This window comes from Chryseobacterium sp. FH2, assembly GCF_001045455.1.
In the GTDB taxonomy this organism is placed as follows: domain Bacteria; phylum Bacteroidota; class Bacteroidia; order Flavobacteriales; family Weeksellaceae; genus Chryseobacterium.
This window is the reverse complement of sequence record NZ_LFNE01000006.1, coordinates 25,046-51,824: the sequence shown is the minus strand read 5'-3', so window position 1 is coordinate 51,824 and position 26,779 is coordinate 25,046. Positions and strand designations below refer to the sequence as shown.

Below are 26,779 nucleotides of genomic sequence, written 5' to 3'. Positions count from 1 at the left end.
TTTCTATGCAAATTTAATAAATCAATATCAACTGAATGGATCATAATAAATTTTACTCTCTGGTAATCCCAATGTATAATGAAGAAGGTAATGCCGGAATTCTTATCGATCGCATCCGTGAAGCTATGAACGGCTATAATTACGAATTAATTCTTATCGATGATAATTCTAAAGACGGAACGGTAAAAGAAATCAACGAAAAAAATGATCCGAACGTAGTTTTGATTCAATTGAAGAAAAATTATGGTCAGAGTTCTGCAATGATGGCAGGATTTGATTATGCAACGGGAGATTATATCATCACCCTGGATGGTGATTTGCAAAATGATCCAAGTGATATTCCGGCGATGGTAAACCTTTTGGAAAGCGGAGATTACGATTTGGTAGTCGGGAAACGCCAGAAAAGAAAAGATTCTTCAGTGAGAACCATTCCTTCCAGAATTGCTAATTTTATCATTAAAAGATCAACCAAGCTTAACATATCAGATCAAGGTTGTGCCCTAAAGGTTTTCACTCAGGAAACCGCTAAAGATTTGAATTTATATGGCGAAAATCACCGTTTTATCAGCTTAATGGCTCATTTGAACGGAGCGAGAATCGCTGAAATGCCTGTAAAACACCATGCAAGACAATTTGGCGTTTCAAAATATGGAATGAACAGAACTTTTAAAGTAATCAATGATTTGCTTTTGGTTTTATTTAATCAGAAGTATCTTTCGAAACCGATTTATCTTTTCGGAAACATCGGTCTTGTGGCGTTTGTTTTAGGAATGTTGATTAATGCTTATCTTTTGGTTGTAAAATTGATGGGGCACGATATCGGAGGAAGACCATTATTGATTTTAGGGGTACTTTTAGCCTTTATCGGAATCCAGTTTTTCACAACGGGTATTATTATTGATATGCTGATGAAAACTTACTACGAATCTCAGAGTAAACGACCTTTCAATATCAGAAAAATTACAAATTTTGGAGAAAACAAAGCTTAGAAAACTCCTTATCAATGCTGTAAAAATTCTTGTCAGTGTTGCGTTACTGTATTTTGTTTTCAAAAAGATACCGTTTCGCGATGTCGCCAAACTATGGTCTACTGTCAATGTTTTTTATGTTATCCTGGGTGCCATTTTCTTTTTGGCTTCACAGGTTTTATCCACGAAAAGACTTGAATTTTATTTAAATTCAAATGAATTTAATCTGGATTTCAGGAGCAATCTGGAACTTTACTTTTTAGGAATGTTCTACAATTTTTTCATTCCTGGAGGAATCGGCGGCGATGCGTATAAAGTGTATGTTTTAAATAAGAAATTCGGGTGGAGTGCAAAAAAAATCACTTCTGCTTTATTTAATGATCGATTGAGCGGGCTTTTGGCAATCTGTGTTTTAATTCTTATTTTTTCAGCTTTTTTATTTGAAATTCAATGGGTTTTGTTAATGATTGCTTTGATAATTATAGGAATCGGAATTGCTTATTTTCTGACAAAAAAATTGTTTTCAACATATATCCCTATTTTTTTCAAAACGTTCTCATTATCGATTTTCATCCAGCTTTTACAGGTCATTTGCTTTTTTTTAATCATGAAAAGTTTAGGAGTGAATGATGATTTTACAATTTATACCGTTACATTTTTGGGAAGTTCTGTTTTGAGTTTAATCTCTTTCGCCGGAATCGGCGTGAGAGAAATGCTGTTTCTTCAGGCTTCAAAATATTTTAACTTTAATCCTTCCATTTCAGTATCTGCATCTTTGCTTTTTACGGTAATTACTGCATTTTTTTCCTTTTTTGGAATCATATTTCAATTAAGAAAGCTAAATTTAAAACTTACAGAAAAATAACATGAATTTTATAAAAAACAATCTGGCAAATGCATTAACTCTTGGAAATCTTTTTTCGGGATGTGTAGGTGCTATACATCTGATTTTAGGAGATTACCAAATCACTGCAATCTGCATTATCGTTTCGCTGGTTTTGGATTTTTTTGACGGATTTGTTGCAAGAGCTTTACAATCAAACTCTAATCTGGGAGTTCAGCTGGATTCGCTGGCAGATATGGTGAGTTTCGGCTTGATTCCGGGGTTAACAATGTATGCAGCTTTAGAACCATTCGGAAAAATACTTTCAGAAACAGAATTGCCATTTGAAGTTAAATATTTAGGACTGTTTGTTACTCTTTTTTCATGTTTAAGACTGGCGATTTTCAATTTGGATGAAGATCAGAAGTATTATTTTAAAGGGTTAAATACCCCATCAAATACTATTTTAATTTTCGGATTATATTATGCTCAAAAGGGGGCTGGTGATTTCACCTTTTTATTTGAAAATCCGTTATTTTTAGTACTATTTACAGCAATTTCATCATGGCTTTTAATCAGTCCGATAAAAATGATCGCCATGAAATTCAAATCAATGAAATTACAGGATAATTATCCAAAATTAGCTTTATTGATAGGATCAATTATTATTTTAATTATCTTTAAAACTGTCGGAATTCCACTGATAATTATTTATTATATTGTAATATCAATTATATTTCAAAAACAACTTAATTAGTAAGGAGCTATAGTTATGAATTTTCATAGCTTTCATTACACTCATTCTTAACTTATAATTTATAGCTGAAAAATGAACTTAAAACTATATAAACCACTTTGTATCTTTGATTTAGAAACAACAGGAACAAATATCGGGAAAGACAGAATTGTAGAGATCTGCATCTTAAAAGTAAATCCTGATGCGTCCAGAGAAAGCAGAACATGGCGTATAAATCCGGAAATGCCGATTCCAAAAGAATGCAGCGAAATTCACGGAATTTATGATGAAGATGTAAGAGATGCTCCTACTTTCAGAGAAATTGCTTCAAAAGTAATGGAAATGATTACCGGTGCTGACTTGGGTGGTTTTAATTCAAACAGATTCGATGTTCCGCTTTTGGCTGAAGAGCTTTTACGAGTGGGTATGGATTTTGATTTAAGCAAATTTAAATTGGTTGATGCACAAACCATTTTCCATAAAAAAGAACCAAGAAACCTTGGTGCAGCTTATCAGTTTTACTGTGGGAAAATATTAGAAAATGCCCATTCTGCAGAAGCCGATGTATTAGCAACGTTTGAAGTATTAGACGCTCAGGTTGGAAAATATGAGGATATTCCAAGTGAAATTGCTCAATTAAGCGAATTTACTTTTCACAATAAAAATGCAGATTTAGCCGGCTTTATTGGATATAATGATAGGAATGAAGAAGTTTTCAATTTCGGCAAATATAAAGGGCAGGGTGTAAAAGCTGTTTTCCAGAAAGATCTTGGATATTTCGGATGGCTCCAGAATGCTGATTTTCCCCTTTATACCAAAAAAGTTTTCACAAAAATTCAATTATCCAGCAAATTTTAAAAAATGAGCGATTTAGTTAAATTTAAATTTTACGAAACTGCTCTTCAGGCCAACAGAGACAAACAAATCTTAGCTGAAAACGGCATTAACAGCTTTATCGCCAATGAACAGCTTATTCAGTCGGATTGGCTGCTTTCTCAGGCTGTGGGCGGGATTCAATTGCAGGTCTTCGAAGAAGATTTGGAAAAAGCAAAACAAGTTTTGCAGGATTACAAAGATAATGAAGAGTTTTCTATGGAAGTAGAACATACCATTGAAAATCCGGGATTTGATTTTGTATGCCCCAAATGCGGTTCAAATCATATTTACAGAGATGACAGCGCAACAAGCTTCTTTGGAGTTTCAATTTTAACAAGCCATAAATTTGTCTGCTATTATTGTGGTAATGAGTTTGTACATTAAAACTTAGCTAACAGTTTTTTGTCGTTACAAAGATCAAAGCAATCTATAATTAAATAAAAGAATTATGAAAATCATCTGCATAGGAAGGAATTACAGTGAACACGCAAAAGAATTAGGAAATGAGATTCCTGGAAAACCTGTAATTTTCATGAAACCCGATACAGCTGTTTTAAAAGGAAATGATTTTTACATTCCGGAATTTTCAAATGACGTGCATTATGAGCTGGAAGTTGTCGTAAAAATTTCAAAAGGCGGGAAATATATCCAGAAAGAATCTGCTCACAAACATTATGAAGAAATCAGCTTAGGGATTGATTTTACAGCAAGAGATCTTCAAAGCGAGCTTAAATCTAAAGGTCTTCCCTGGGAACTTGCAAAAGGTTTTGACGGTTCTGCTGTGGTTGGAAGTTTCTTCAAAAAAGAAGATTACCGTCTCGAATCTTTAAATTTTTCATTATTAAAAAACAAAGAGAAAGTTCAGGACGGAAATACGAAAGATATGATCTTCACGATTGATGATATTATCGCTTTCGCTTCCCAATATTTTACATTAAGAGTTGGCGATCTTATTTTCACGGGAACTCCAAAAGGTGTTGGAAAAGTAGACGAAAATGATATTTTGGAAGCTTATCTTGAAGAGAAAAAAATTCTTGACATCCGAATATTATAACGTATTTAACATACATTTTGGAATAATTTTCCTATCTTTAAATAACAAAATTAAAGGTTATGGTAAATATTGTATTACCCGTAGATTTTGGGGATAAAACAGATCAGCTTATAGAAGGAGCGGTAAAATTCGCCAAACAGGTAAATGGTAAAATTTTTTTAATCCATGTTGCTCCTTCGGATATTGGTTTTGCCATCGGCGATATGGGATTTCAGTATTTCCCAGAGGTTGAGGCCAATGAAATTAGAGAAGAATTGGTTCAGTTAAACAAAATCGAACAAAGAATTCTGGCTCATGATGTAGATTGTGAACATCTTCTGAAACAAGGTCTTGCCAAAGATATTATTTTGGAGTATTCAAAAGCAAAAAATGCAGACTTTATCGTAATGGGTTCACACGGAAGAAGCGGAATCTATGATGTATTTGTAGGAAGTTTAACGAAAGGAATAACAAAAGATTCACCCGTTCCTGTTTTAGTACTCCCAATACATGAGTAAAAACATTTCAAATTTTAATCGTTAATATAAAAAAACCGATCAAAACTTATGTTTTGGCCGGTTTTTTACTATATAACCAATTAATTAACCTTCTTTTTTATAGATTTTCGGATCATAGTAAGGATATTTACCTTCCGTTGGAGAATAGTAGTCTTTATCTTTATCGCCACCAAGAGTAACTACAAGTACGTAGCACCAATACGTAAACAATACGCAGCAAACGATAAATAAAATCCAGTTTAAAACATTTCCAAACGTGTCATAAAAACCGAAAGACCATTTGAAAACTTTACTTAAGAATAGAAAGAAAGACGTCATTATTTTCCTTTTTTAAATTAACTTTGTACAAATTTATAAAAAATGTTTAAATTACTTTCAAAAGAAAGCAATATTTTTTCAATCCCGGTTTATATTGGCTTTCTTCTTTTAGTAGTAATAATATTTAACATACTGAATTTCAACACCTATGAAGCAATTGTTGCCGGAATTACATTTCTGGGGATTGCTTTGGGATATTTTTGTTTTCACAGCATTGCGCTTAATTATCAGACACATTTGCCGCTATTCTTATATACAGTTTTTATTTTCGGGCTTTATCCCGGAAATTTAGATATAGGAATTGCGGTTGCTCTTCTTACCAATTCTTTCCTTTTGTTACTTTTAACAAGTACCAATGAAGACATCAGAAAGAAATCCTACGTTTTAGTAGGCTCCATTGTAGCATTAAATTTTATTTTTCTGCCTACAACATGGCCAATGGCTATTTTCGTGATTATTCATGTGATTGCCACTTCCGCCAGAATTATATTAAACCTTTTCCGGTTTTTGCTTGGAATAGTTTTAATTGCATCAAGCTACTTTTCTGTCATGTATTTCCTGAATTTCACAACATGGAACATAGATTATTTCCCATTTGGAAAAATGAAAATCATAACAGACTACAGCGATGTTTTACCTTTAATTCCTGTGGTTTTAATGCTAATCTATGCAATATATGACCATTTTAAAAATTACAATAAAAAAAGCCCGATAAGTCGTTACAAATACACATTTTTACTTGTCTTTTCCGTGGCTCAGCTGATTACTATTATTCTTTATATGAATACTAGTTATGAATATTTACTTCTTCTGGCTTTTCCATCAAGTATTATTATAAGCAGAATGATGAGATTTTTACCCAAATACTGGATGCAGGAAGTGAGTTTATGGCTTATTATTTTTAGTTTAATTACATTCAAAGTAGGTACCTATTTTGATTTATTTTAAAAGATTATGATTCAGATTGACGATAAATTAATTTCTGAGGACATTTTTTCCGAAGAATTTGTTTGCAACCTTACAAAATGTAAAGGTGCGTGTTGTGTGGAAGGAGACGTAGGAGCTCCTCTTGATAAGGATGAACTGGAAATTTTAGATAATATTTTTGATAAAATTAAACCTTACCTTACCCAGGAAGGCATCAAAGCACTGGAAGAGCAAGGCACATGGACAACAGATCCTATGGACGGAATGTATGTAACCCCAATGGTAGAAGGCCGTGAGTGCGCTTACGTAACTTTTGATGAAAGAGGAATCACAAAATGCGGAATCGAAAAAGCTTATGAAGATGGTGCAATTGATTGGCAAAAACCTATCTCATGCCACCTTTATCCTATAAGAATTACGGAATATTCTGCATTTACTGCCTTGAATTACCATGAATGGAATGTTTGCAGCGACGCTTGTGTGCTGGGGAAAGAACTGCAGGTTCCGGTTTATAAGTTTCTGAAAACACCTTTGATCAGAAAATACGGAGAAGAATTTTATGGTGTTCTAAGCGAAGTTGCTGACGAATGGAAAAAAGAATATGGCTCTTAAAAATAGTAAAACCGCAGAGTTATCTGCGGTTTTTTATTTAAATAAAGTGTAATCAAATTCGTTAAGATTTAAAATCCAGATCTGTAACTCCGGAATTTACTGTAATCTTGTTTGTTTTTATAACAACCTTTTGCCCTTTGCTTTGGATCTCAATGTTACTTTGAAATTTCACGCCATCCACCGTCATATATTCTTTAACCAGAACCGTTCCGCCACCTATTACAGACTTATATAATAAGCCCGTAGAATCATCAAAATAAAAGCTGCCTTTATCTGAAGCTAAAACATTATAATTTTTCCCCTCTATTTTTTCTACTGTTACCGTTTTGAAATTGGAAGGATCATAGTTTAACTCATCGATTGTTTTCCCTTTTTTGAGTTCGGCAATTTTATCGGCAGGAATAGGTGCTTTGTTTCCCATTTGATTAATATATCCTTTCTCTCCGTCAAAAGCCTGAGCAGCTATTTCCTTATCTCCCATTTTCTGAACAGATTTAAACTTATTCCCCATTTTTTTACTGATCATACTCACTTCCATACCTTCAGCTAAAATTGTACTTTCTGTGATTGTAGATTTTATAGCTTCCAGTTTATCTTTTCCTCCAAGAGCTTTAAAATAATTGTCAATAACATCTTTTGGAGTTAATTTTGATTGAATAACTTCAGTTTTCTTCACAGCATCAGCTGTCTGTGCATTTAGTGAGACGGAAAAAAATACAGCACAAAAAAACGGAATGATTAACTTCTTCATATATTTTGTTTAGAGTGTAAATATAAAAAATGTAAAAGACAAATTAGTTTTTCAAAACAAAAAACCACCAAAGTTTTTGGTGGTTTTGAAATATTTATATCTAAATAAATTATTTTTTAAGCTCTTCTAAAAACTCGTCGTGAGAAATAACGGTTTCTTTCTTTGTAGCTTTTTCAAGAATTACATCTTTCAACTTAGTCATAGCAACTTCAGAAGAAATTTGTCTTACCTGTTCCTGATCTTTCAACATTTCAACAGCATATTTTTGGATTTCTTCATCACCTAAATGGTGGATTCCGTAGATAGCTAATTGGTTTCTAACTAATTGCTCTGCTTGTGCTAAAACATCAGCATAGTCTAATTGAATTTCATTATCAGTCATCAATTTGCCTTCGATGATCTGATATTTTAATTGGTTTTTCTCTGCTTCAAGAATTTCCTTAGCCTGAGCTTCAGACTGGATATTCTGGTTAGAGAACTGTAACCATTTTACTAAGAAAGTTTCAGGAAGCTTCACTTCTTCTTTCTCGGAAACTTGTTCCAATACTTTGTTTACAAAGTGTACATCAGCATTTTGCTGGAAGTATTCATCTAATTCAGCCTTTACTTTTTCTTTAAGTTCTTCTTCAGACTTAATGGTTCCTTCACCATAAACTTTGTCAAAAAGCTCTTGGTTTAGTTCAGCTAAATTAAGAGCGTAGAAATCTTTCACTTTTACCTCAACTTCATTGTGGTGTAAATGCTCAACTTCTTCTTTGCTGAATCCTAATTCTTTAGCCAATTCTTCGCTACCCGCAAGAGTTTCTTTAGAAACTTTTACAGATCCGTCCATTTTCAAAGATTTTACTAATTTGAAAGCTTCTTTGTTTTCAGCAGTAATGGTAACGTTCTTTGGATGGTGGTGGTGCTCTCCTTCCGCATCATCTTCTACAACTTGAGAAACTTCTAGAGCGATGTAAGAATCTTTATTGATTTTTTCTTGAGGAGCCTGCTCAGCAAAACGCTTCTGCATATTCTCAATACTCTTGTTGATTTCTTTTTCAGAAGCTTCTACTTTGTAGTGAGGAGCCTCATATTTAGCTAAATCTATCGTGAATTCAGGCTCATACCCAACTTCAAAAGCAACTTCCAATTGATCAGCGTTGTAATCTAATTCGTTTACTGGCTGAGGAACAGGCTGGCCAACTAATCTTAATTTGTTATCATTAACATAGCTGTTTAATGCATCAGAAACTTGTTTGTTAATTTCTTCGAATGCAATGCCTGCTTCATATTGTTTTCTAACCATACTTAAAGGCACTTTTCCTTTTCTGAAACCAGGAACTTGCGCATTTTTAGCATAATTAATCAATTGCTTTTCTACTTTTTCTTTGTAGTCAGATTTTTCCAATGTCACTGTAAGCAATGCACTTACATCATCATGGTTTTGTGCGGTAACCTTCATTATTGATTAAAATTTTAGGTTGCAAAAATATGAAATTTTTATCAGAATCACTCATTTAATATCAACTTAAAACATCAAATATTGTTAAATAAAAAACCACCGAAAAATTCAGTGGTTTTGTTTGACAAGATTAATGATTCCTAATTGCTTAGGTTATATGTAGCTTCTGCATCTGTTTCGCCTCCTACTACACTTCCCCAGGCTGTTCCTGATTTTGCATCATTCACGCTTTGAGGCGAGTGAATAAGAGTTAATTTCAACAACGGTGCAGTTCCGTCAACCGCTTTTACGACAGTCCATTTTGTTTTTAGCCCTACTCTTTTCCCGTCAGCCCTAAGATCGCCTCCGTCCAATCTTTGAATAGAAATATTAGATTTCGGAAAATCAAAAATTAAGAAATGTTCGTCTTTAGCATCCACAATCTCACCAGTAGCATCTTCGTTTCCGTTTCTGAATTTTGCTTCTACAGTATATGTTTTTCCATCAGTCAAAGGAATTGTAGGTATACCTCCTGCTCCGATGCTATAATCGTAAGAAATTGTGCTAGATGTACCATCTTCCGTTACTAACAGTACAATATTGGTAAGTTCCTCCTGAGGAAGATCATCCTCTTCTGTAGAACCGTCTCTCTGACAAGAAACTACAGTGATTGTTAGGAATAAAACAGCTAATAATTTGATAATATTTTTAGTATTGAATAGTTTGTTCATTTTTAAGAATTTTAAAATTGTAAAATTTTGATTAAATAAGTTTTTGAAATCTTTAGAATCTATATCTAAAGTTTAAAATAACGTTTCTTCCTGCCTCATCCGCAAAGAATCTCAAACGATTCAGATAGTCCCTGTATGAGGTATTGAAAAGATTGTTTACGATAAGTCCCGCAGAAAAATTTTTGCTGATGTTGATTCCTGTCTGGATATTCCAAAGTGAATAACCATTTGGCGGAGTACTGAAATCAATCTCTTTATCCACCAATTGTCCATCTATATAAAGCTCCAGCGGAGCATTCCGGATTGGGAATCTTGTTTGCTTTAAAAACGTTTGGTTCTCAACAATAAAATAGAAATTATTCCATTTTTCTTTTTTGAATTGCAATGCATTGGAAAAATTCGGAGGCATCATCAAAATCAAAGGTTCGTTGTGGGTATCGTCCTGTCCGTAAACATAACTTCCTTTTCCAACATAGGTTATATCATTTGTAAGTTTCCAATTGATATCCAGATCTATACCGTACATTTTAGCATCAATCTGTTGATAAACCCACTCTGGGAAAACCCCTCTGATTGTACCTCTGATACCCACCGGAACTTCATTAATGAAATTTTTAGTGATGAAAAAATATGGATTAACCGAAATATTGAAACCTCTCAAAACATCGAATCTTGAAGATATTTCTAAATTAAACTGATGTCCCTGCTCATTTTTCAAACCCATATCACCTGTTTCGATAATTCCCGCAGAATGGTGAAGCCCATCTGAAAATAATTCAGCGATATTTGGAGAGCGTCCAACTTTAGAATAATTAAATTTCAAATCAAAATCATTATTCGGACGATATTCCAAACCTGCATTGAAAGAAACATTATTATAATTAAGCTGAGGACGCGTCAAAACCCTGTTTTGATCTGTTTTCACATAAAATTGAGGATAAGCGTCTGCATACGATTTTTCCCAATCGCTTTTGTCATACCATTTGGTAACATCAAAACGGGTGAAATCATATCTTGCTCCTGCTTCAAAATTAAAACTACGTGAAATTTTATATTTAAAAACAGAATATGCACCTGCAGAATATTTATCATAATTCGGGATCAGACGTCTTGCCTTCGTAGCAGGATCTGAATAATTATTTTGAAAACCAGCATCAATACCTGTTTCTAAAGACCATTTCTCCCTTTCCAATAAATCATTAAGGTTAAACTGATGCGTCATCAATTCTAAATCCAAAGAAGGTGTGTCTTTTAATTCACCTCTTCTGATATCATATTCCTGTCTGTGATTGTATTGATAGCTGTATGTTGCAGATAATTTCCCAATATTTTCAAACCTTTTGAAAGCCGAAACTTTTGCAATATGATGCTCAATAACCTGTCTAGGATTATCAATATCATAACTGAAACTCCCCGAATAAATAGGCGGATTGGCATTCATTGCTCTATCATAATCAGCCGAAGTTGCCACGTGTGAATCTCTTAAAATTCCAATATTTTGATTCGTTAAATAATAATCAAAAGAAATTCCTCTTTCATACGTATTATTTTGAACCGTAAAATTAAAGGAAGAGAAATCCATTCCCGTATTTTTCAGATTATAGTCAGGAGCGCTTTGATCCCCCAGTTTTTTCATGCTTCCTCCAGACTTCACCGCCCAGCCGTTTTTCCAGACTTTGGCTACATCCGCATCCAAAGCAAGACCTCTTCCGTTGGAAATTCCTGTAAGCCCGACAGAACCTTTGATGGTATCTTTTTTAGGGAAAATTTCCGGCTCCATCACCACGACTCCGCCAATAGCGTCACTTCCGTATTTCAAGGCAGATGCTCCTTTTATCACATCAATATGTTGAAAATTATTAATATCAACATTCGGAGCATGTTCCACACCCCATTCCTGCTCGGCAAGCCTCACACCATTGTTCATAATATTAATACGGCTTCCGTAAAGCCCGTGAATAACAGGTTTTGAAATATTATTCCCGGTCTTTAAAGCCGTAACTCCTGAAATTTTTGATAATAAATTGCCTAAATTATCGGTAGAATTTCTTTCAATTTCAGACTTATCCAGGGTTTTAATCACTAAAGAACCGTTTTTTTTGTGACTCCCATGTATTGTCACTGTTTCGATATCCTGAATATGGTGTTCCAGGGTTATCGTTATATGCAAATCCTGTGTAACTCCTATATTTTCAGTATAATCATTACAATCAGGATGTTTAGCAATGAGAATGTACTTTCCCGAAGGAATTTTACTGAACGAGAACTTACCTTTTTTGTCTGTTTTGGTTTTAAAATCTCCAATTTTGACTTCTGCATTTTCCAGCAAAGATTTATCATGAAAATCCTGAACAGTTCCTTCCACAGTGTAAGTCTGTTGTGCGTTTGTAATTGCAAACCCGCAAAAGATCAGCAATAAGCTATATATCAATTTCATTGTAAATAGATTGATTACGTACCCCAAAAAGGTACATTTTTCATAAAAAATTTGTTAAGGGGATTCGATTCATTTGTACAAAAGATAAAATATTGAATATCAGAAGTAAATAACTGCTGCTAACATTCTTTCCTGAACCTAAAAACCCCAAATATTGAACTTCAAACCAAATTAAAGTCAATAAAAAATCTAAAAACTATGAAATTACGGGCGGACCGCGAAGATGAAAAGTGAATTTGGTCTGAGACCATATTTTCTCCTGAACAGCAATAATCTGCTTTACTTCATGAGTATAATTTTCAAAAGAAAAATTATATTCTTCCGGAACCAAAGTATGCCCGGTAGCAAGAAAATGACAAGCCAAACAATCTGCGGCTTTTTCTTTCACTACATTTTTTGTAAATGTATTTTCTGTCTTTTTAAAACTGTAATTTTTAAAAACTTCTTCAGAACTGTGATGGTGAAAATTTTGAAAGAAAAGCGCAATAAAGTATATCCCAAACAACAGCTTGGAAATAAAACTCTTTAGATTTCTGCTTTCTTTAAAAATCATCCTTCAAAATTATGAAAATAATTTAATTTTTTAAATTAAACTTATATTAAATTAATTTTACACTTGTCTAGTAAGTCGGTATAAATGCAGTTTTGTTACAAAACACATCCATAAAATTAGAGTTATTCTTTAAGCAGCTACGGCTTCGCTTTGAGCGAAGCCGTAGCTGCTCTGTTTTTGTTTTATATAAAAAAATTAATTCAGCTGAGTTCCCAAATACTCCCATTCCTGCAATGCAGAATCCAATTCTTCTTTAGTTTTATTATATTTTTCTAAAGTTTCGTCAGAAGGATTTTCTTTTGTAAAAGAAGTTTCCATTTCCTCTATTTTAATTTCAAGTTCGGAAATTTTCTCTTCTACTTTTTTGATTTTATTCTGAATATTTTTCTGCTCTTTGCTAACAATCGTTGATTGAGTCACAACCAGTTTTTCTTCAATCTTTTTTACCTCTGCCTTTGGCTCTTCATTATGAAGTTTTGCTTTTTCTGCAGAAATTTCTCTTATGGTTTCTTTTTGTCTGTATTCCAGATATTCATTGATATCACCAAGGAATTCTTTCATTTTTCCATCACGGAATTCATAGATTTTATCACAAAGCCCCTGAAGGAATTCCCTGTCGTGAGAAATTACGATTAATGTGCCCTCAAAATTCTGTAAAGCCAACTTAATAATTTCCTTAGACTGAATATCCAGGTGGTTGGTAGGCTCATCCATAATCAACGTATTGAAAGGGCGAAGCAACAATTTACAAAGTGCCAGACGGTTTCTTTCCCCTCCGGAAAGTACTTTTGTTTTTTTATTTACAGCCTCACCCTGGAAAAGGAAAGATCCTAACAAATCTCTCACTCTGGGTCTTGTTTCTTCAGTTGCAGCATCTTCTGCTTCCTCCTGAACCGTTTTATTTGGAGTAAGAACTTCTTCCTGATTTTGAGCGAAATAGCCAATATTCACATTGTGGCCCAGCCTCCAGTCTCCTGAATAATCTTTAATATCCCCTGCAAGAATTTTCGCTAATGTTGTTTTGCCCTGTCCGTTTTGCCCAAGAAGTGCAATTCTGTCTCCTCTTTGAACAATAAAATCTACATCATCAAAAATCTGTTTCTCACCATAAGCCTTACCCAAATTTTCAGCTTCAAATATCACTTTGCCCGGAACTTGTGACTGCACGAAACGAATATTGAATTTTGAAACGTCCTCGTTATCAACTTCGATACGCTCAATTTTATCTAATTTTTTAATAAGCGACTGGGCAAAAGAAGCTTTTGTAGCACTTGCACGGAACTTATTAATATTATCTTCCATCTGCTTGATCTCCGCATCCTGATTCTTTTTAGCCTGAATCAGTTTTTCACGGCGATCTTCACGCATGACTAAATATTTGGAATAATTTGCTTTATAATCATCAACTTTTTTATTGTTAATGTCAAAAGTTCGGTTACAAACAGCTGTCATAAACTGTTTATCGTGGCTTACCAAAACAATTGCTCCCGGATAATCTTTCAAAAAATTTTCAAGCCAGATAATGGATTCCATATCCAAGTGATTGGTAGGCTCATCGAGAAGCATGATGTCATTCTTTTGAAGAAGCAATTTCGCCAATTCGATTCTCATTCTCCAGCCTCCTGAAAATTCATCAGTGATTTTCTGGAAATCATCAGCCTTGAAACCAAGACCAAACAGTACTTTTTCCATATCACCTTCAAGATTGTAGGCATCATGATTCATCAAAAGATCATTCAGCTCGGTCATTTTATTAATCAAATCTGTATAAGAATCACTTTCATAATCCGTTCTCGTTGCCATTTGGTGATTTACTTCCTCAAGCTCGTTTTTCCACGCGTTGATCTGCTCAAAAGCCTGCATTGTTTCGTTCCAAACAGTTCTTCCTTTTACAAAATCAAGATCCTGTTTCAGGAAACCGATGGTAGCATTTCCTTCAGTCACCACATTCCCCTCAAAGAAATTGATTTTCCCTGAAAGCATTTTTAATAAAGTGGATTTTCCCGCTCCATTTTTACCAACTAAACCAATTTTATCATCCTTTTTAATCGTGAAATTCACGTTTTGAAACAAATAGTTTCCCGAATGATGTAATCCTAGACCTTGAACCGAAAGCATGCTAAATAATGATTAATAAATGAATAATGAATTTTCGGGTGCAAAAATACGGAAAAAGAAATGAATACTCGAATGTATCATAAAACGTATTATTTTATTCACATTTTGCCCTTTGATTTAAATAAAGCAAAAAGCTGCTCATCGAATGAACAGCTTTTCATTAATAAAAAACTATATGAGCAGTCCTTCGTTTTATTAGAAAGTTTTTGGAGTAACACTTACTGTACTTACATCATTTCCGCCTCTTTGAAACTGAATCAACGGGATATTATTCTGCTGATTGCTACTCGCTCCACAAATTACCGTATTTCCTCCGTTGTAAAATGCCTGCTGGCCGCCATACCACCAGTTGTTGCTTGCTCCGCTGTGTCCCTGTGCAATGGCCACATTATAAAAAGTACACGTAATTCCGTTTGCAAAATTCAAAACTAAAGTTCCAATCATTGCAAAATTCAAATCTCCCGGATCATGGTTAAATGTAGTCCTGTCTGCCGGAATATTTTTTGAAAACCAATTGGCTACATCGGAAGAACCTTTTCTGCCTACGGAAAAGGTAAATTTACCGTCGCCTTTGCAGTTTACAACTAAACCTGCATGAATCTTATTATCAGGATCTTGTCCGCCAGTTACCGAAAAGCTGTTTACTGTAAAAGATCCACTTACTAAATTGTTCGAAGTCACTGAAAACGTGACATCATTATCGTGATAAGTCATGATTAATATTTTTTTGATTGTTATTGTGTTATTGATTTCGTTTCATCCTTTATTGAAGCTTCTTTTTAAGAACAATTCAAAGTTCAGACAATTCACCCTGAAAAAAAACAGTATAAATCACCAAATTGAGAAATCAGTAATTTCACGGAAAGACCTATGCTACAAATACTTTTAAAAAAAAAGGCAGCTCTTTACACAAAATTGTATATAAAGCCTTACCGGGCAAAGTATAGTTTGGTATGAACAGCTCAAAGTAAGAACGCTGAAATTTATAAATTAACCGTAAAAATACCAATTTATAAAACCGGTATTTCTACGGAGTCAAAAATTCAGATATAAAAAAGAAAAGAACCGCCCTAATGGACGGTTCTTTAACCTAAACTTAAAACTGAAAAAGTACTAACATTTATTATATAAATTTTCCTTTATCAATATTGTACGGCTCCAATTATCATTGTTTGGAATATTAGTTCCATAAGCGTAATCTATGATAGAATCCTCCATAAGATTCACTTTTGACTGTAATTTTGAACCCACTGAATTTACCAGCTCTCCCTGAGCATTACTCGGACCGTTTAATCCGTTGTTAATCAATTCTGCATCTATTTGCGCATCTGTTCTTCTCAACAATATATTGTGATACAATCCAAAGTTTGCCGAAAAGTGAGTATAGTCTGCCAGCTTTTCATAATCATAAGCCGGTTTTAGGTCTTTTGCCAGCTCTGGAATATATTTTTGCAGTTCTTCAGAAAGTTTAACTAAGTAAGGATGTTCATTAGAGTCAATCCCAAAATTGGAATCGTTAAAATGGGTGCTAAAAATTGTTTCTAAAGTATTTGTTTCAGTCAACATCAACATTCCATAAACTTTAGACAAATCATTGAAAACCATTTCTCTTGAAACATAAGCCTGGGAAAAAATATCCCCCTTATCTATTTGATAAGTTTCCAAAGGATAATCCCAGACCTGATTTTCATCTGCATCGGTTGCATTTGTTCTTACATTTTCGATGTATTCAGCAACAACATTAGCACTTAAATGATTTGCAGAAACATAAACCGACTGAGAACTGTTTAAATATCCTCCGCCGACATCCGCATGAACCCCCGGAACAAAAATTTCTTTTTGAATAGAAGTGGGTGTTTGATATAATGTATCTTCTTTTTCTTTAGAACTATCAAAAAAACCTGTTAATGGGAAGAAGTACCGGCATTCATTAACAGCGCAAATCTGCAAAGCTCGTTCCACTCCGGGTAAAACAGTTACATTATAATCGTTAAAAGGAGTTGATTCTACAGTATCAAAAACACCTAAAAATTTCACCTTTATATTTTCTTTAATTTTTGGATCAGATTGCAATATTTCGTAGCAAAAATTTCTTGCCAGCATGCTTCCTCTGCTGAATCCATAAATATAAAAATGATATTCTTTAGACTTATCTGTCATGGTATCATTTACAAACCGGAAAGCCTGTTTAAGCTTATCTTCGGAAGAATATCCTGTATACCCTGCAGGATTCAGACAAGTTGCCATTGCAAAATCACTGTCTTCACATCCGGTCACAGTACCTATCCCTTCCACATATAATTTCTCATCACCAATGAATAACTCAAAGAGTTTGTAAACGTTGGTAATGCAAGAATAATAACTTTCATTATTTTTTTGAGGCTTTTGTTTTTGAGAGGAAGTGGCATTGATACCATTATTTCCGGTTCCATCGAAGAAAATTCCGATAGAAAATATATTATTTTCCATTCTTTGTGGTTTTATTTAAAACTTTAAGGCTAAAAGCTTTATGAACACTTCAAAGTAACGATGAAAAACTTCGGAATGATAGCGTAAAAAATACCAAATAAAAAATTCCGTATTTCTACGGAATCATATTTTTGTGGAAATCGAATAAATATTGTTGATAATTGCGTAAATAACGATACCCACTGTATTTTTAGCACCAATTTTTTCTAAAACACGTTGTCTGTGACTCTCTACCGTTCTCGGGCTGATAAAAAGTTTTTCTGCAATTTCATTATTGGTAAATTCCTGGCAGATAAGCTTTACCACATCTTTTTCACGTTCTGAAAGCTCGTCTTCCATCTCGAAAAGTGATCTTTTTTTTGAAGAGCTATTCATGTAAGAAAAAAGCATCTGATGATCTTCGGCGGTAAAAAATACCCCGTTTTTGTACACCATCGTGATAGCATCAATAAATGTTTTCCGATCAGAATTTTTAGGAAGGAAAGCTGAAACACCCAGCTTTACCATATATCCTAAAATTGAGGTTTTGTAATGGGAAGAAAGAATAATTATTTTTAGATCAGGATATTTTTCTTTAAGAATTTCGACCAATTCAAAACCGTTCATTGGCAGCATCTGTACATCTACCAAAGCAATATTGGGAAAATCATCTGAAGACACGGTTTTCAATTTTTCAAGAAAATCGGGACCATTATTTGATGTAAGATTTACAGAAATGTTTTTTTCGGTTGAAAGTAACATTTTTACCCCTTCTAGGATAAGCTGTTCATCATCAATTAAGGCTATTTTGATTTGGGAGTTCATTGTATGGAATTTTTATTATTAAACGGCTTCCTTTATGCAGGATGTTTTTCCATTTGTGTTGAGCATTCATTGATTTTATCCGGGATTCTATATTTTTAATCCCCATTCCCTTTTTTACTGCTTCATATTCAAAACTTTGTCCGTTATCTGAAATCACCACTGCAAGCTCCTTCCGATTATCTTTAATATAAATCCAAACTCTTGTTGCTTCAGAATGCTTTAAAACATTTGTTGTAAACTCCTGTATAATTCTATAAAGCTGTACTTCAACAAACATATTTTTCCGCTGGAATTTCGGACTTACCGTGAGTGAAATATTAACTCTGCCTGATAGGTTGGCAATCAATTCTTCAATATATAAAACAAGTCCCACCGATTCCAGATTCACGGGATATAGTGAGTGAGAAATACTTCTTGCCGAATCAATTAAAGAAGACATTTGCCCGGAAATATTCTTTTTTATCAATTCGTCTCCTTTCGTATCAAGATTATTAAGCCAAAGCGAAAGAATATTCAAACGATTTCCAATATCATCATGAATCATCACTGCTATTCTTTTCCTTTCTTCTTCCTGTGCTTTGATATTTTCTAGTACCAAATTTTTCTGATGGAGAACCTCTGCTTTGTGCTGAGTATTTTTCTCTTCAATAATTCTGCTGATAAATGATCGGTAAGCTAATAAAATAAACAACACTATAATTGCTATGGTAACAATTATGAGTAATAATAAATTGATATTTAAAGTTACTTCTTTAATTTTATGAAGGTATATAAAAATGTCCCGTATAAAATACTTGACAGAATATTGTTTGCACTCAAAAGAATATAATAGCTATTTTCCGACAGGTTTGCTATCTGATGCTGAATAATAAAAATAAAAACAGATACAGAATAATAGAAAAAGACAGAGCTGTCTGCTAAAAGAAAACGGTTCTCTGTTTTTTGACTTCGCCTAATTTCTCTGATTAAAATAAAACCTGACAGACAAATAATTACAATATTTGAAACCACTTTTGCGATATCCGGATTTGACGGGAAATCAAAAGCGTATTTTCCTATCAAAAAACTAAGAGAAAGCAGAGATACAAGAAAAAGCCAAATTTTTGACAGATCTAATTTCTGAATAAACAGAGTTGTCAATAAAAAGAATTCTCCGGCAATATAAATAGGATATAAAAAAGAAGTATCCTGTAAATCAAAAACATACGGCAGAGATAAATTCAATAGCTCTATTAAAAAAAGAAAAACAATATAAACAGTATATTGTCTTTCTTTTTTAGCAAATATAGTATACCTCCAAACTCCTAAAAGTACGGTAGTCAGAAGTAATGCATAATTTAGATATAAAATTATTAAATAAAATTTTGCCATTTATTTCTTTAGAATCTTTAGCTGCCTAATCCTTCAGGTAATTTACAAATCGGAGGACATGGTTTCGCCCAATCATATGTATTTGAAGTCATTTCTACACTCATTCCAACACCGTTTTCTAAATTTTCAGGTTTGTAAAAAGAAATAAAAATCAGCGTTACCAGTGTTTGTTGAAATATTTCTGAATATTTTAATCCAAAAGAGCATATAAACTTATCAAGATTGGCTTTTGGCGGATACAAATCTTCACTTGGAACATAAAATCTTTCAAAAATATTCTTTTGTTTCGTTCTGTTATATTTTTGACACTCATTGTAGAACCAGTCCATCCCTTCATTTCTCCAAGATTCAATAGCTTCTACCACTTTATCCTGTTCCAGCATAGGCATGTTGGCTATCGGAAAATAAGTATCCGCACTGTCATCTATTTTACGTAAATCGTCAGAAAGAACCGCATGTTTTACCACTGTATATTCCTTAGTCTCAACTAACCTTATATCTCCTCCACATTTACTAAGAGGACTAAAAGGATAAATATCTTCTTGAATTTTGTAACCCCTTTCATCAATCGGGCAGAAAATAAGAATCAGACTTCCGTTATAAACTCCTACTTCTACACAAAACTGATTGTATTTATTTTTATCCCTAAGCCATTGAATCTGATCAATATTAAATTCTACAACATCGCTTGTAGAAATAAGGCGTTCAATGTCTGTGTATTTTTCAGAATAAGTTTTCCATTCATTTGTTGCGTGAACGAATTCATCTCTGTTTAAAGTTGTCATAAGCATGGTAAATTTAGTTGCATAAAAGTATGCAAACTTAATTATGTATGCAAATATTCACCATAATTTGAATTTAAATTAATAATTCCTTACCGTAATGTGATAGCAGCTTTGTTGTTTCTCTTTGATATAATAAATTCTGCCAGCATCAGCATAATACTTTAAAACTTTTTCCAGTGCTATTTCCATTTTTGGGTTATATTTCAAAACATCATTAAACCTTATATAAGAAATATCAAAAGAATTCCCATAATTATGAGAACTGATTCCTAAAGAAGCATTTGCGTTAACTTTTCTCAATCTGCACTGATCTTCCAACGTTCTTGTAATAGATGAAACGGTAAAAGTATGACCTTTGGTTTCTTTACTGAATCTCGAACCCATTTTTTCAAGAGTAGCTTTAGCTTTAGAAACCATCCAGGCTCTGCTATAATCCAGTTTTTGAACACGATATCCCTTTCCTGATTTTTTTATCTTATGAAATTTACCATTATTAATATACTTTTGAACAGACCTGGAATCTTTCAAAAGCTGCACACCAAAACCTTTAGAAGCGTCCAAATGCGGCTTATAAAGAGGAGTGGCCTCTACCTTTAATACCTCAGCATAATCATAACATGGTAAAACTTTCTTCAACGATTGAGCAAAATATGTATTATAAACAAAAGACACAAAAATCACACACAAAAACTTTTTCATTAAGCAGACTTTTATATTTATAAATTAAATATAAATATTTATGTTATATTTTTCAATTACAATATATCATTTACGAAATAATTTCCATAACAATATTATAAATATGATTATCAAATTCTCAATATTACAGCACATATATTTTGAATATTTTTTTAAAATTTTACTTTTTAGTTTGAAATTTAAACTTTAAATTTGATTTTATTTAAAAATAAACAATATGATAAAAAAATTATTTGCTGAATTTTTCGGCACATTTTGGCTTGTTTTCGGAGGTTGTGGAAGTGCTGTTTTTGCATCCCAAATTGCCCCCGCTTCTGGTCAGCTAGGTATTCTTTTAATAGGCGTGGCTTTAGCTTTTGGTCTTACAGTACTTACCATGGCTTATGCTGTTGGCCATATTTCTGGCGGTCATTTTAATCCTGCTGTATCATTTGGGCTATTGGCAGGCGGAAGATTTCCGGCTAAAGATCTTATTTCTTATGTTGTATCGCAATGTTTAGGGGCTATTGCCGCAGCGGGAGCTTTATATGCAATTTTGAGTGGATCCGGAACACCTGATTTTTCAGGCCCGGGAGCTTTTGCTACCAATTTCTATGGCGATGCCGTCTACTTTGGGAAAAGCTATTCAATGGGAGCTGCATTTTTAACCGAGTTTTTATTGACAGCATTTTTCCTTATCATTATCATGGGAGCCACTGACAAATATGCAAATGGAAAATTTGCAGGGATTGCTATCGGTTTGGGATTAACGTTGATTCATTTGATTTCAATTCCCATCACAAATACATCTGTAAATCCTGCAAGATCACTTTCTCAGGCAGTTTTTGTAGGAGGCAACGCACTATCACAGCTTTGGCTATTTTGGGCAGCGCCAATCTTAGGAGGTGTAACCGGAGGATTAATTTACAAATTTTTACTTCAAAGAGATTCTGAAATTGTAAAATAAGAACAACAAATTATAAATACAAAATCCTGTCAGTTGACAGGATTTTTTTTATTTCAATTTCTTTATATCAAAAGGATTTTTAAAGATTAGTTCTTCATGCTTTCCTTTGATTTCCAATTTTCTCTGTAATAAATTCAGCGCCATTTTTCGTATGAAAAGATCTTTATCGTTTAATTTCCAGTAAGAATCTTCATGTACTTTTTGAGGTTGACGAATCAAATAAAATTCCGTTTCCCAGGAATCAACATTATGATAAAATTCAATAATTCCGCAGTGTTCAGGAATTACAGAATGCTCAATCATCCCCATTGGCAAAAGAAAACTAAAGGCATTACAAACATAATCTCCACAGGAAATTTTATCGTGTTTCAAAAATTTTTCGCCGGTTTTTGAATTTGTGTAGGACTTTTTAAAATCATTTTTAAAATCGCTTTTCGAAAGTTTAATTTCAATTTCATGACTAAAGCCTTCGGAATCAACAATCAAAATATCGGCTTCCCAATCTGCCTGAAAATGATTTGTGAGTACAATTTGTTTTTCAAAATCACAGCGTGAGTGAATAAATGCATGTACAAGTTCTTCTATTTTTAACATGAGATTCTAAACCTTGAGCATTAAACTAAATTAGGAAACTAATAAACTGCAGCCGCGAATATCGGAATGATCTATTCTTCCCAACACCTGAAATTTATCCCCCTCTATTTTTCCCAAATCCTGAGTCGCAATAAACGAACAAGAATAAATGTTTGCTAAATCAATAATATTAATCGCTCCGGTTTTTCCTTCCTTTTCATAACTAAAAGGATCTTCTGCATTTCTCACCATGATTCTCATCCAGTTTGGACATTGATACACATTTTCGCCCAAAGAGTACGCTTGAGAAAGAAGCTCAGTCATCGAATATTCCGAATAAATTTTATCCGTCTGAAAACCTTCCTGTAAAATTTTAAGCAATTCATCTTTTGTCATTTCTTCCTTTCTTCCTTTCATTCCACCTGTTTCAATGACTGTTAAATTTGTTGATTTGCTTATTTGCTTATTCGCTATTGAATCAAGGAAATCCAGCAAAGCAAAAGAAACCCCAAAAAGAATCACTTTCTTCTCTTTCAATGTGTTCAACACATCAAATAAATCTGAGTGATTGTAAAGAAAATAGCCATTTTCAGGTTTGGCAGATTTTTTCATCAGATAATCTACCATATATATCAGGGAAGAATGTTGTTTTTCCAAATAACTTGGTAATAATCCTAAGAAAATAAAATCTTCAGGTCTGCCAATAAACTGTTCAAAACTTTTATAGATGCTTTTCTGATATATATTTTCATCAGCAATAAAATGTGTAGACAAATTCATCTGAGTTGTACCCGAACTCTGGAAATACAAATCTGTGGAAACATTCTGACTTAAAATATCATGATTTTTAAACATTTCGATGGGAAGAAAAGGAATTTTCACCAAACTGTCAATTTCATCAGGATTGATTTTCAAATAGTCTACAAACTTCCTATATATCTCAACATGGTTATATTGATAACGAAATGTCTTCAATGAAGCAGCCAGAAAGTCCTGCTCTGTTTTTATATCAAATATATTCTCCAATGATATCAATTTTTTAAAGTTTTGTTATTGCCTTAAAATGAAACATTTACTAAGACAAGCATACCTTTTAATGTTTTTTTAATATAAATTTAAAAAATTTGGTCGGGTTATTGCAATCACAATCGCGGAATATGGATTAAAAACAGGATGATGAAACACTCATCCGGAAGCTACCTCTTTACGGGGTAGTTTTTTTATCAAAAGCTTTTAACTCAAAATCTTTCTCAAAAACTCCATAAGTGAAATACGAAATCCAGTCTCCAAGATTAATATACTGAGCATTCTGCCCCAGATCTAAAACCATAGGAAGATGACGGTGACCATAAATAAAATAGTCAATCTTTTGTGTTTTAAGTTTTTCTTTAGAATAAATAATCAAAAATTCTTTATCCTCACCCAGAAATTCTTTGTCTTCATCTCCGGAAATCATTTTATTTTTCTGTGACATATACAATGCGATTTTCATTGCAATATCCGGGTGAAGCCATTTGAAAAACCATTGTGCAACAGGATTTGTAAAGACTTTTTTCATTCTTTTATATCCTTTATCTCCTGGCCCCAAACCATCTCCGTGAGCCAGTAAGAATTGCTTTCCACCCATTTCAAAGTATTGCTTTTTATAGAAAACCGTACACCCGATTTCCTCTTCCAAATAATCCTTCATCCATAAATCATGGTTTCCAACGAAAAAATAAACGTGAATTCCACGATCTTTCAGCTCGGCAATTTTTCCTAAAACACGTACATACCCTTTCGGAATCACATGTTTCCATTCGTGCCAGAAATCAAATAAATCCCCCATCAAAAACAGCACCTGAGCATCATATTTTATTTCATCCATCCAACGGATAAATTTCTCTTCACGCACTTTGCTTTCCTTAGGAGTAGGCGCTCCAAAATGCTGATCTGAAGCGAAATACACTTTTTTTCCGGGTTCTAAATTGATGATTGTTTTTAACACCGTCTGAATTTTTAATTACTGATTGTCTTCTGCAAACCATTCTCCATAAGAGTTTTCCGTCTCATGAAGCTTTAGATATGCTAAAGAAATTTCAGACGGAAGCTTTGATTTTATTTTTGCAGCGATAGCATACAACATATTTTCACAAGTCGGCTGAAAATTACAATAAATTACTTTATGACCTTGATTTTCCAGACCTTCTCCCAATTCTTTATGCGGAGAAAGCCCATTGATAAGGACCGCATGATCCCAAACATCTACAATCTCAGATTTTACGATACTTTTGATATCCCCAAAATCTACCACCATCCCATTTTTAGGGTTTTCCAAATCATTTACAGGCTTCCCTTTGACTGTTACAAACAGCTTATAGGAATGCCCGTGCATATTTTTACATTTTCCGTCATAATTATACAGCACGTGTGCTGTTTCGAATGTAAAAATTTTTGTAATACGTATCATGGTGCAAAGATATGACAAAAGAGATTAAAGAAAAAGCTTAACACTCAAGACGATCTATTGAATAAAGCTACAATTTATCCAGCCAATCACTTTCCAATCTTTTCACTCTTTTAGTTTCCTTATCTACAAAAACCCAAAGTGTAAGCGAATCTACAACCAACTCATCATTACAATAAAACTCAACTTTTCTAGGCTGTCTGATTCCTTCAGGAGGTTTAGGATATGTTTTTATTTTGATAATATCACCTAAATACACCTGCTTTTTATATTGAATATGATGATCGAGAAGCATCCAGATATCCTTTGGAAAATCAGTTTTATGTTTTACAAAATCCCAGTGCTCACCTGCAATTTCTTCCACCCAATGAACATACTGAACATTATTCACGTGATTATTTCCGTCAATATGCTTTTCCGTTACTTGTATTTCTTTTTCAAAAATCAAACTCATTTTTTTTCAAATATTTACTCAAAATTAGAACTTAAAAAGTAAAACCTCTCCAAAACAGAGAGGTTTTAACAACAAAATTTATTTAAAATGGAACTTTTTAATGAAATTGAGCCGTTTCTGTAGAATCCTTCATTGCAACAGTTGCAGAAGAGCCATTTGTCACGATATTCTGAACCTCATCAAAATATCCCGTCCCTACAAAAGACTGATGTTTTACCGCTCTGAAACCTTTTTTCTGTAACGCAAACTCACGTTCCTGCAATTCAGAATACCCTGCCATTCCTTTTTCTTTATATGCTAAAGCCAATTCAAACATCGCTGTATTCAACGCATGGAAACCTGCCAATGTAATAAACTGGAACTTATAACCCATTTTTGCCAATTCTTCCCTGAAATTAAGCATCTCATCGACACTTAATCTCGCAGCCCAATTGAATGACGGGGAACAATTATAAGCCAGCATCTTACCCAGAAATTTCGCATGAATTCCTTCCGCAAATTTTCTTGCCTGTTCCAAATCCGGATTTGAAGTTTCCATCCAAATCAGATCTGCATAAGGAGCGTAAGATAATCCCCTGTCGATCCCCTGTTCTACTCCATTTTTCACAACGTAAAAACCTTCGGAGGTTCTTTCTCCTGTTACAAATTTTTTATCTCTGTCATCAATATCTGAAGTCAATAAATCTGCCGCATCCGCATCTGTTCTGGCAATAATTAAAGAAGGCACACCTAAAACATCTGCTGCCAAACGGGCTGAAATCAGTTTATTCACCGCTTCCTGAGTCGGGACTAAAACTTTTCCACCCAAATGACCACATTTTTTAGCAGAAGAAAGTTGATCTTCAAAATGTACTGCAGCAGCTCCGGCCTCAATCATTTGTTTCATCAATTCATAAGCATTCAGATTTCCTCCAAAACCAGCTTCTGCATCTGCAATGATAGGAACTAAATATTCTTTTTCCCCACCTCCGTTCACAGATTGAATTTGGTCCGCTCTCAATAAAGCGTTATTAATTTTTTTCACTACAGAAGGTACGGAATTCGCAGGATACAACGACTGATCCGGGTACATTTCACCAGATAAGTTAGCATCTGCGGCAACCTGCCATCCTGAAAGATAAATTGCCTCCAGACCTGCATCCACTTCCTGTACAGCTTGATTACCCGTCAAAGCTCCAAGTCCGGCAACGAAATTTTGAGTATTCAATTTATTCCAAAATTTCTTTGACATTTCAGTTGCAATCGTATAATCTAATTTATAAGAACCCCGAAGCTTTAATACATCTTCCGCTGTGTAAGGTCTTTTTACACCATTCCAACGAGGGTTTTCCAGCCAGTCTTTTTCTATTTCCTGGATTTGTTCTTGTCTTGTTTTCATAATATTTGGATTTTAGAGATTTTGTTAGGT

Annotated in this window: 30 protein-coding genes; 10 read left to right on the top strand and 20 right to left on the bottom strand. The window is 33.7% G+C overall.

Features of this window, described 5'->3' with window-relative positions; translation table 11 throughout:
- The first annotated feature begins 35 nt into the window (after positions 1–35).
- From ACM39_RS10830 to ACM39_RS10800, 7 genes are all read left to right on the top strand, one after another.
- Positions 36–989 (top strand): glycosyltransferase family 2 protein, encoded by a 954-nt coding sequence (locus tag ACM39_RS10830; RefSeq protein ID WP_048511063.1) that lies wholly within the window; start codon positions 36–38, stop codon positions 987–989.
- Entirely contained in the window at positions 970–1,833 is an 864-nt protein-coding gene (locus tag ACM39_RS10825; RefSeq protein ID WP_048511062.1) for a lysylphosphatidylglycerol synthase transmembrane domain-containing protein, read from the top strand. The genes ACM39_RS10830 and ACM39_RS10825 overlap by 20 nt, the downstream gene beginning before the upstream one ends.
- Position 1,834: 1 nt before the next feature.
- Positions 1,835–2,548 carry a CDP-alcohol phosphatidyltransferase family protein gene (locus tag ACM39_RS10820; RefSeq protein WP_048511061.1) on the top strand — a complete coding sequence of 238 codons (714 nt, stop codon included), beginning with the start codon at positions 1,835–1,837 and terminating at the stop codon, positions 2,546–2,548.
- Between the two features lie 72 nt (positions 2,549–2,620).
- Entirely contained in the window at positions 2,621–3,385 is a 765-nt protein-coding gene (locus tag ACM39_RS10815; protein WP_048511060.1) for a 3'-5' exonuclease, read from the top strand.
- A gap of 3 nt (positions 3,386–3,388) precedes the next feature.
- Entirely contained in the window at positions 3,389–3,787 is a 399-nt protein-coding gene (locus ACM39_RS10810) for a putative signal transducing protein (RefSeq protein WP_048511059.1), read from the top strand.
- Positions 3,788–3,851: 64 nt separating this feature from the next.
- Entirely contained in the window at positions 3,852–4,457 is a 606-nt protein-coding gene (locus ACM39_RS10805) for a fumarylacetoacetate hydrolase family protein (protein WP_048511058.1), read from the top strand.
- Between the two features lie 59 nt (positions 4,458–4,516).
- Positions 4,517–4,954: a universal stress protein gene (locus tag ACM39_RS10800; protein WP_048511057.1), complete on the top strand. Its 438-nt coding sequence runs from the start codon at positions 4,517–4,519 to the stop codon at positions 4,952–4,954.
- A gap of 84 nt (positions 4,955–5,038) precedes the next feature.
- On the opposite strand, the gene ACM39_RS10795 is transcribed toward ACM39_RS10800, so the two are convergent.
- Positions 5,039–5,272 carry a DUF6341 family protein gene (locus tag ACM39_RS10795; protein ID WP_048511056.1) on the bottom strand — a complete coding sequence of 78 codons (234 nt, stop codon included), beginning with the start codon at positions 5,270–5,272 and terminating at the stop codon, positions 5,039–5,041.
- A 42-nt stretch (positions 5,273–5,314) separates the two neighbouring features.
- Here ACM39_RS10795 and ACM39_RS10790 point away from each other — a divergent pair, with 42 nt between their 5' ends.
- Together ACM39_RS10790 and ACM39_RS10785 are read left to right on the top strand one after the other, a co-directional pair.
- Positions 5,315–6,220 carry a DUF6427 family protein gene (locus ACM39_RS10790; RefSeq protein ID WP_048511055.1) on the top strand — a complete coding sequence of 302 codons (906 nt, stop codon included), beginning with the start codon at positions 5,315–5,317 and terminating at the stop codon, positions 6,218–6,220.
- 6 nt (positions 6,221–6,226) lie between these two features.
- Positions 6,227–6,811 (top strand): DUF3109 family protein, encoded by a 585-nt coding sequence (locus ACM39_RS10785; protein WP_048511054.1) that lies wholly within the window; start codon positions 6,227–6,229, stop codon positions 6,809–6,811.
- A 61-nt stretch (positions 6,812–6,872) separates the two neighbouring features.
- On the opposite strand, the gene ACM39_RS10780 is transcribed toward ACM39_RS10785, so the two are convergent.
- The 13 genes from ACM39_RS10780 to ACM39_RS10720 all read right to left on the bottom strand — a co-directional run bounded on the left by ACM39_RS10780 (position 6,873) and on the right by ACM39_RS10720 (position 20,952).
- Positions 6,873–7,562: a hypothetical protein gene (locus ACM39_RS10780; RefSeq protein ID WP_048511053.1), complete on the bottom strand. Its 690-nt coding sequence runs from the start codon at positions 7,560–7,562 to the stop codon at positions 6,873–6,875.
- Between the two features lie 109 nt (positions 7,563–7,671).
- The gene (locus tag ACM39_RS10775) at positions 7,672–9,006 is read right to left on the bottom strand and encodes a trigger factor (protein ID WP_048511052.1); all 1,335 of its coding nucleotides are present in this window, start codon (positions 9,004–9,006) and stop codon (positions 7,672–7,674) included.
- Positions 9,007–9,146: 140 nt separating this feature from the next.
- On the bottom strand, positions 9,147–9,716 hold the full coding sequence (locus ACM39_RS10770) for a hypothetical protein (protein WP_048511051.1): 570 nt from the start codon (positions 9,714–9,716) through the stop codon (positions 9,147–9,149).
- A gap of 52 nt (positions 9,717–9,768) precedes the next feature.
- Entirely contained in the window at positions 9,769–12,153 is a 2,385-nt protein-coding gene (locus ACM39_RS10765; RefSeq protein ID WP_048511050.1) for a TonB-dependent receptor, read from the bottom strand.
- A 196-nt stretch (positions 12,154–12,349) separates the two neighbouring features.
- Complete coding sequence (locus tag ACM39_RS10760; RefSeq protein ID WP_048511049.1) at positions 12,350–12,706, bottom strand: hypothetical protein; 357 nt, start codon at positions 12,704–12,706, stop codon at positions 12,350–12,352.
- A gap of 195 nt (positions 12,707–12,901) precedes the next feature.
- On the bottom strand, positions 12,902–14,824 hold the full coding sequence (locus tag ACM39_RS10755; protein ID WP_048511048.1) for an ABC-F family ATP-binding cassette domain-containing protein: 1,923 nt from the start codon (positions 14,822–14,824) through the stop codon (positions 12,902–12,904).
- 195 nt (positions 14,825–15,019) lie between these two features.
- Positions 15,020–15,538 (bottom strand): hypothetical protein, encoded by a 519-nt coding sequence (locus tag ACM39_RS10750; RefSeq protein WP_131701444.1) that lies wholly within the window; start codon positions 15,536–15,538, stop codon positions 15,020–15,022.
- A 399-nt stretch (positions 15,539–15,937) separates the two neighbouring features.
- Positions 15,938–17,293, bottom strand: coding sequence for a T6SS phospholipase effector Tle1-like catalytic domain-containing protein (locus tag ACM39_RS10745; protein WP_048511046.1), 1,356 nt, complete (start codon positions 17,291–17,293; stop codon positions 15,938–15,940).
- A 123-nt stretch (positions 17,294–17,416) separates the two neighbouring features.
- Complete coding sequence (locus tag ACM39_RS10740; protein ID WP_048511045.1) at positions 17,417–18,097, bottom strand: response regulator transcription factor; 681 nt, start codon at positions 18,095–18,097, stop codon at positions 17,417–17,419.
- On the bottom strand, positions 18,066–18,788 hold the full coding sequence (locus ACM39_RS10735; protein WP_048511224.1) for a sensor histidine kinase: 723 nt from the start codon (positions 18,786–18,788) through the stop codon (positions 18,066–18,068). The genes ACM39_RS10740 and ACM39_RS10735 overlap by 32 nt, the downstream gene beginning before the upstream one ends.
- 53 nt (positions 18,789–18,841) lie before the next feature.
- Complete coding sequence (locus tag ACM39_RS10730; protein WP_048511044.1) at positions 18,842–19,468, bottom strand: hypothetical protein; 627 nt, start codon at positions 19,466–19,468, stop codon at positions 18,842–18,844.
- A gap of 17 nt (positions 19,469–19,485) precedes the next feature.
- Positions 19,486–20,253 carry a hypothetical protein gene (locus ACM39_RS10725; RefSeq protein ID WP_048511223.1) on the bottom strand — a complete coding sequence of 256 codons (768 nt, stop codon included), beginning with the start codon at positions 20,251–20,253 and terminating at the stop codon, positions 19,486–19,488.
- A gap of 78 nt (positions 20,254–20,331) precedes the next feature.
- Complete coding sequence (locus ACM39_RS10720; RefSeq protein WP_048511043.1) at positions 20,332–20,952, bottom strand: DUF5715 family protein; 621 nt, start codon at positions 20,950–20,952, stop codon at positions 20,332–20,334.
- Positions 20,953–21,172: 220 nt separating this feature from the next.
- Between ACM39_RS10720 and aqpZ the strand changes: the two genes are divergently transcribed.
- Positions 21,173–21,898, top strand: coding sequence for an aquaporin Z (gene aqpZ / locus ACM39_RS10715; protein WP_048511222.1), 726 nt, complete (start codon positions 21,173–21,175; stop codon positions 21,896–21,898).
- 48 nt (positions 21,899–21,946) lie between these two features.
- On the opposite strand, the gene ACM39_RS10710 is transcribed toward aqpZ, so the two are convergent.
- The 6 genes from ACM39_RS10710 to aceA form a co-directional block, all read right to left on the bottom strand.
- Entirely contained in the window at positions 21,947–22,492 is a 546-nt protein-coding gene (locus ACM39_RS10710) for a hypothetical protein (protein WP_048511042.1), read from the bottom strand.
- 30 nt (positions 22,493–22,522) lie between these two features.
- Positions 22,523–23,497, bottom strand: a complete 975-nt coding sequence (locus tag ACM39_RS10705; RefSeq protein ID WP_048511041.1) for an acyltransferase — start codon at positions 23,495–23,497, stop codon at positions 22,523–22,525.
- 178 nt (positions 23,498–23,675) lie between these two features.
- Positions 23,676–24,458, bottom strand: coding sequence for a UDP-2,3-diacylglucosamine diphosphatase (locus tag ACM39_RS10700; protein WP_082140570.1), 783 nt, complete (start codon positions 24,456–24,458; stop codon positions 23,676–23,678).
- A gap of 15 nt (positions 24,459–24,473) precedes the next feature.
- Positions 24,474–24,920, bottom strand: coding sequence for a 6-pyruvoyl trahydropterin synthase family protein (locus ACM39_RS10695; protein ID WP_048511040.1), 447 nt, complete (start codon positions 24,918–24,920; stop codon positions 24,474–24,476).
- A gap of 67 nt (positions 24,921–24,987) precedes the next feature.
- Positions 24,988–25,371: an acyl-CoA thioesterase gene (locus tag ACM39_RS10690; protein WP_048511039.1), complete on the bottom strand. Its 384-nt coding sequence runs from the start codon at positions 25,369–25,371 to the stop codon at positions 24,988–24,990.
- 97 nt (positions 25,372–25,468) lie between these two features.
- Positions 25,469–26,749 (bottom strand): isocitrate lyase, encoded by a 1,281-nt coding sequence (gene aceA, locus ACM39_RS10685; protein ID WP_048511038.1) that lies wholly within the window; start codon positions 26,747–26,749, stop codon positions 25,469–25,471.
- Between the last annotated feature and the right edge of the window lie 30 nt (positions 26,750–26,779).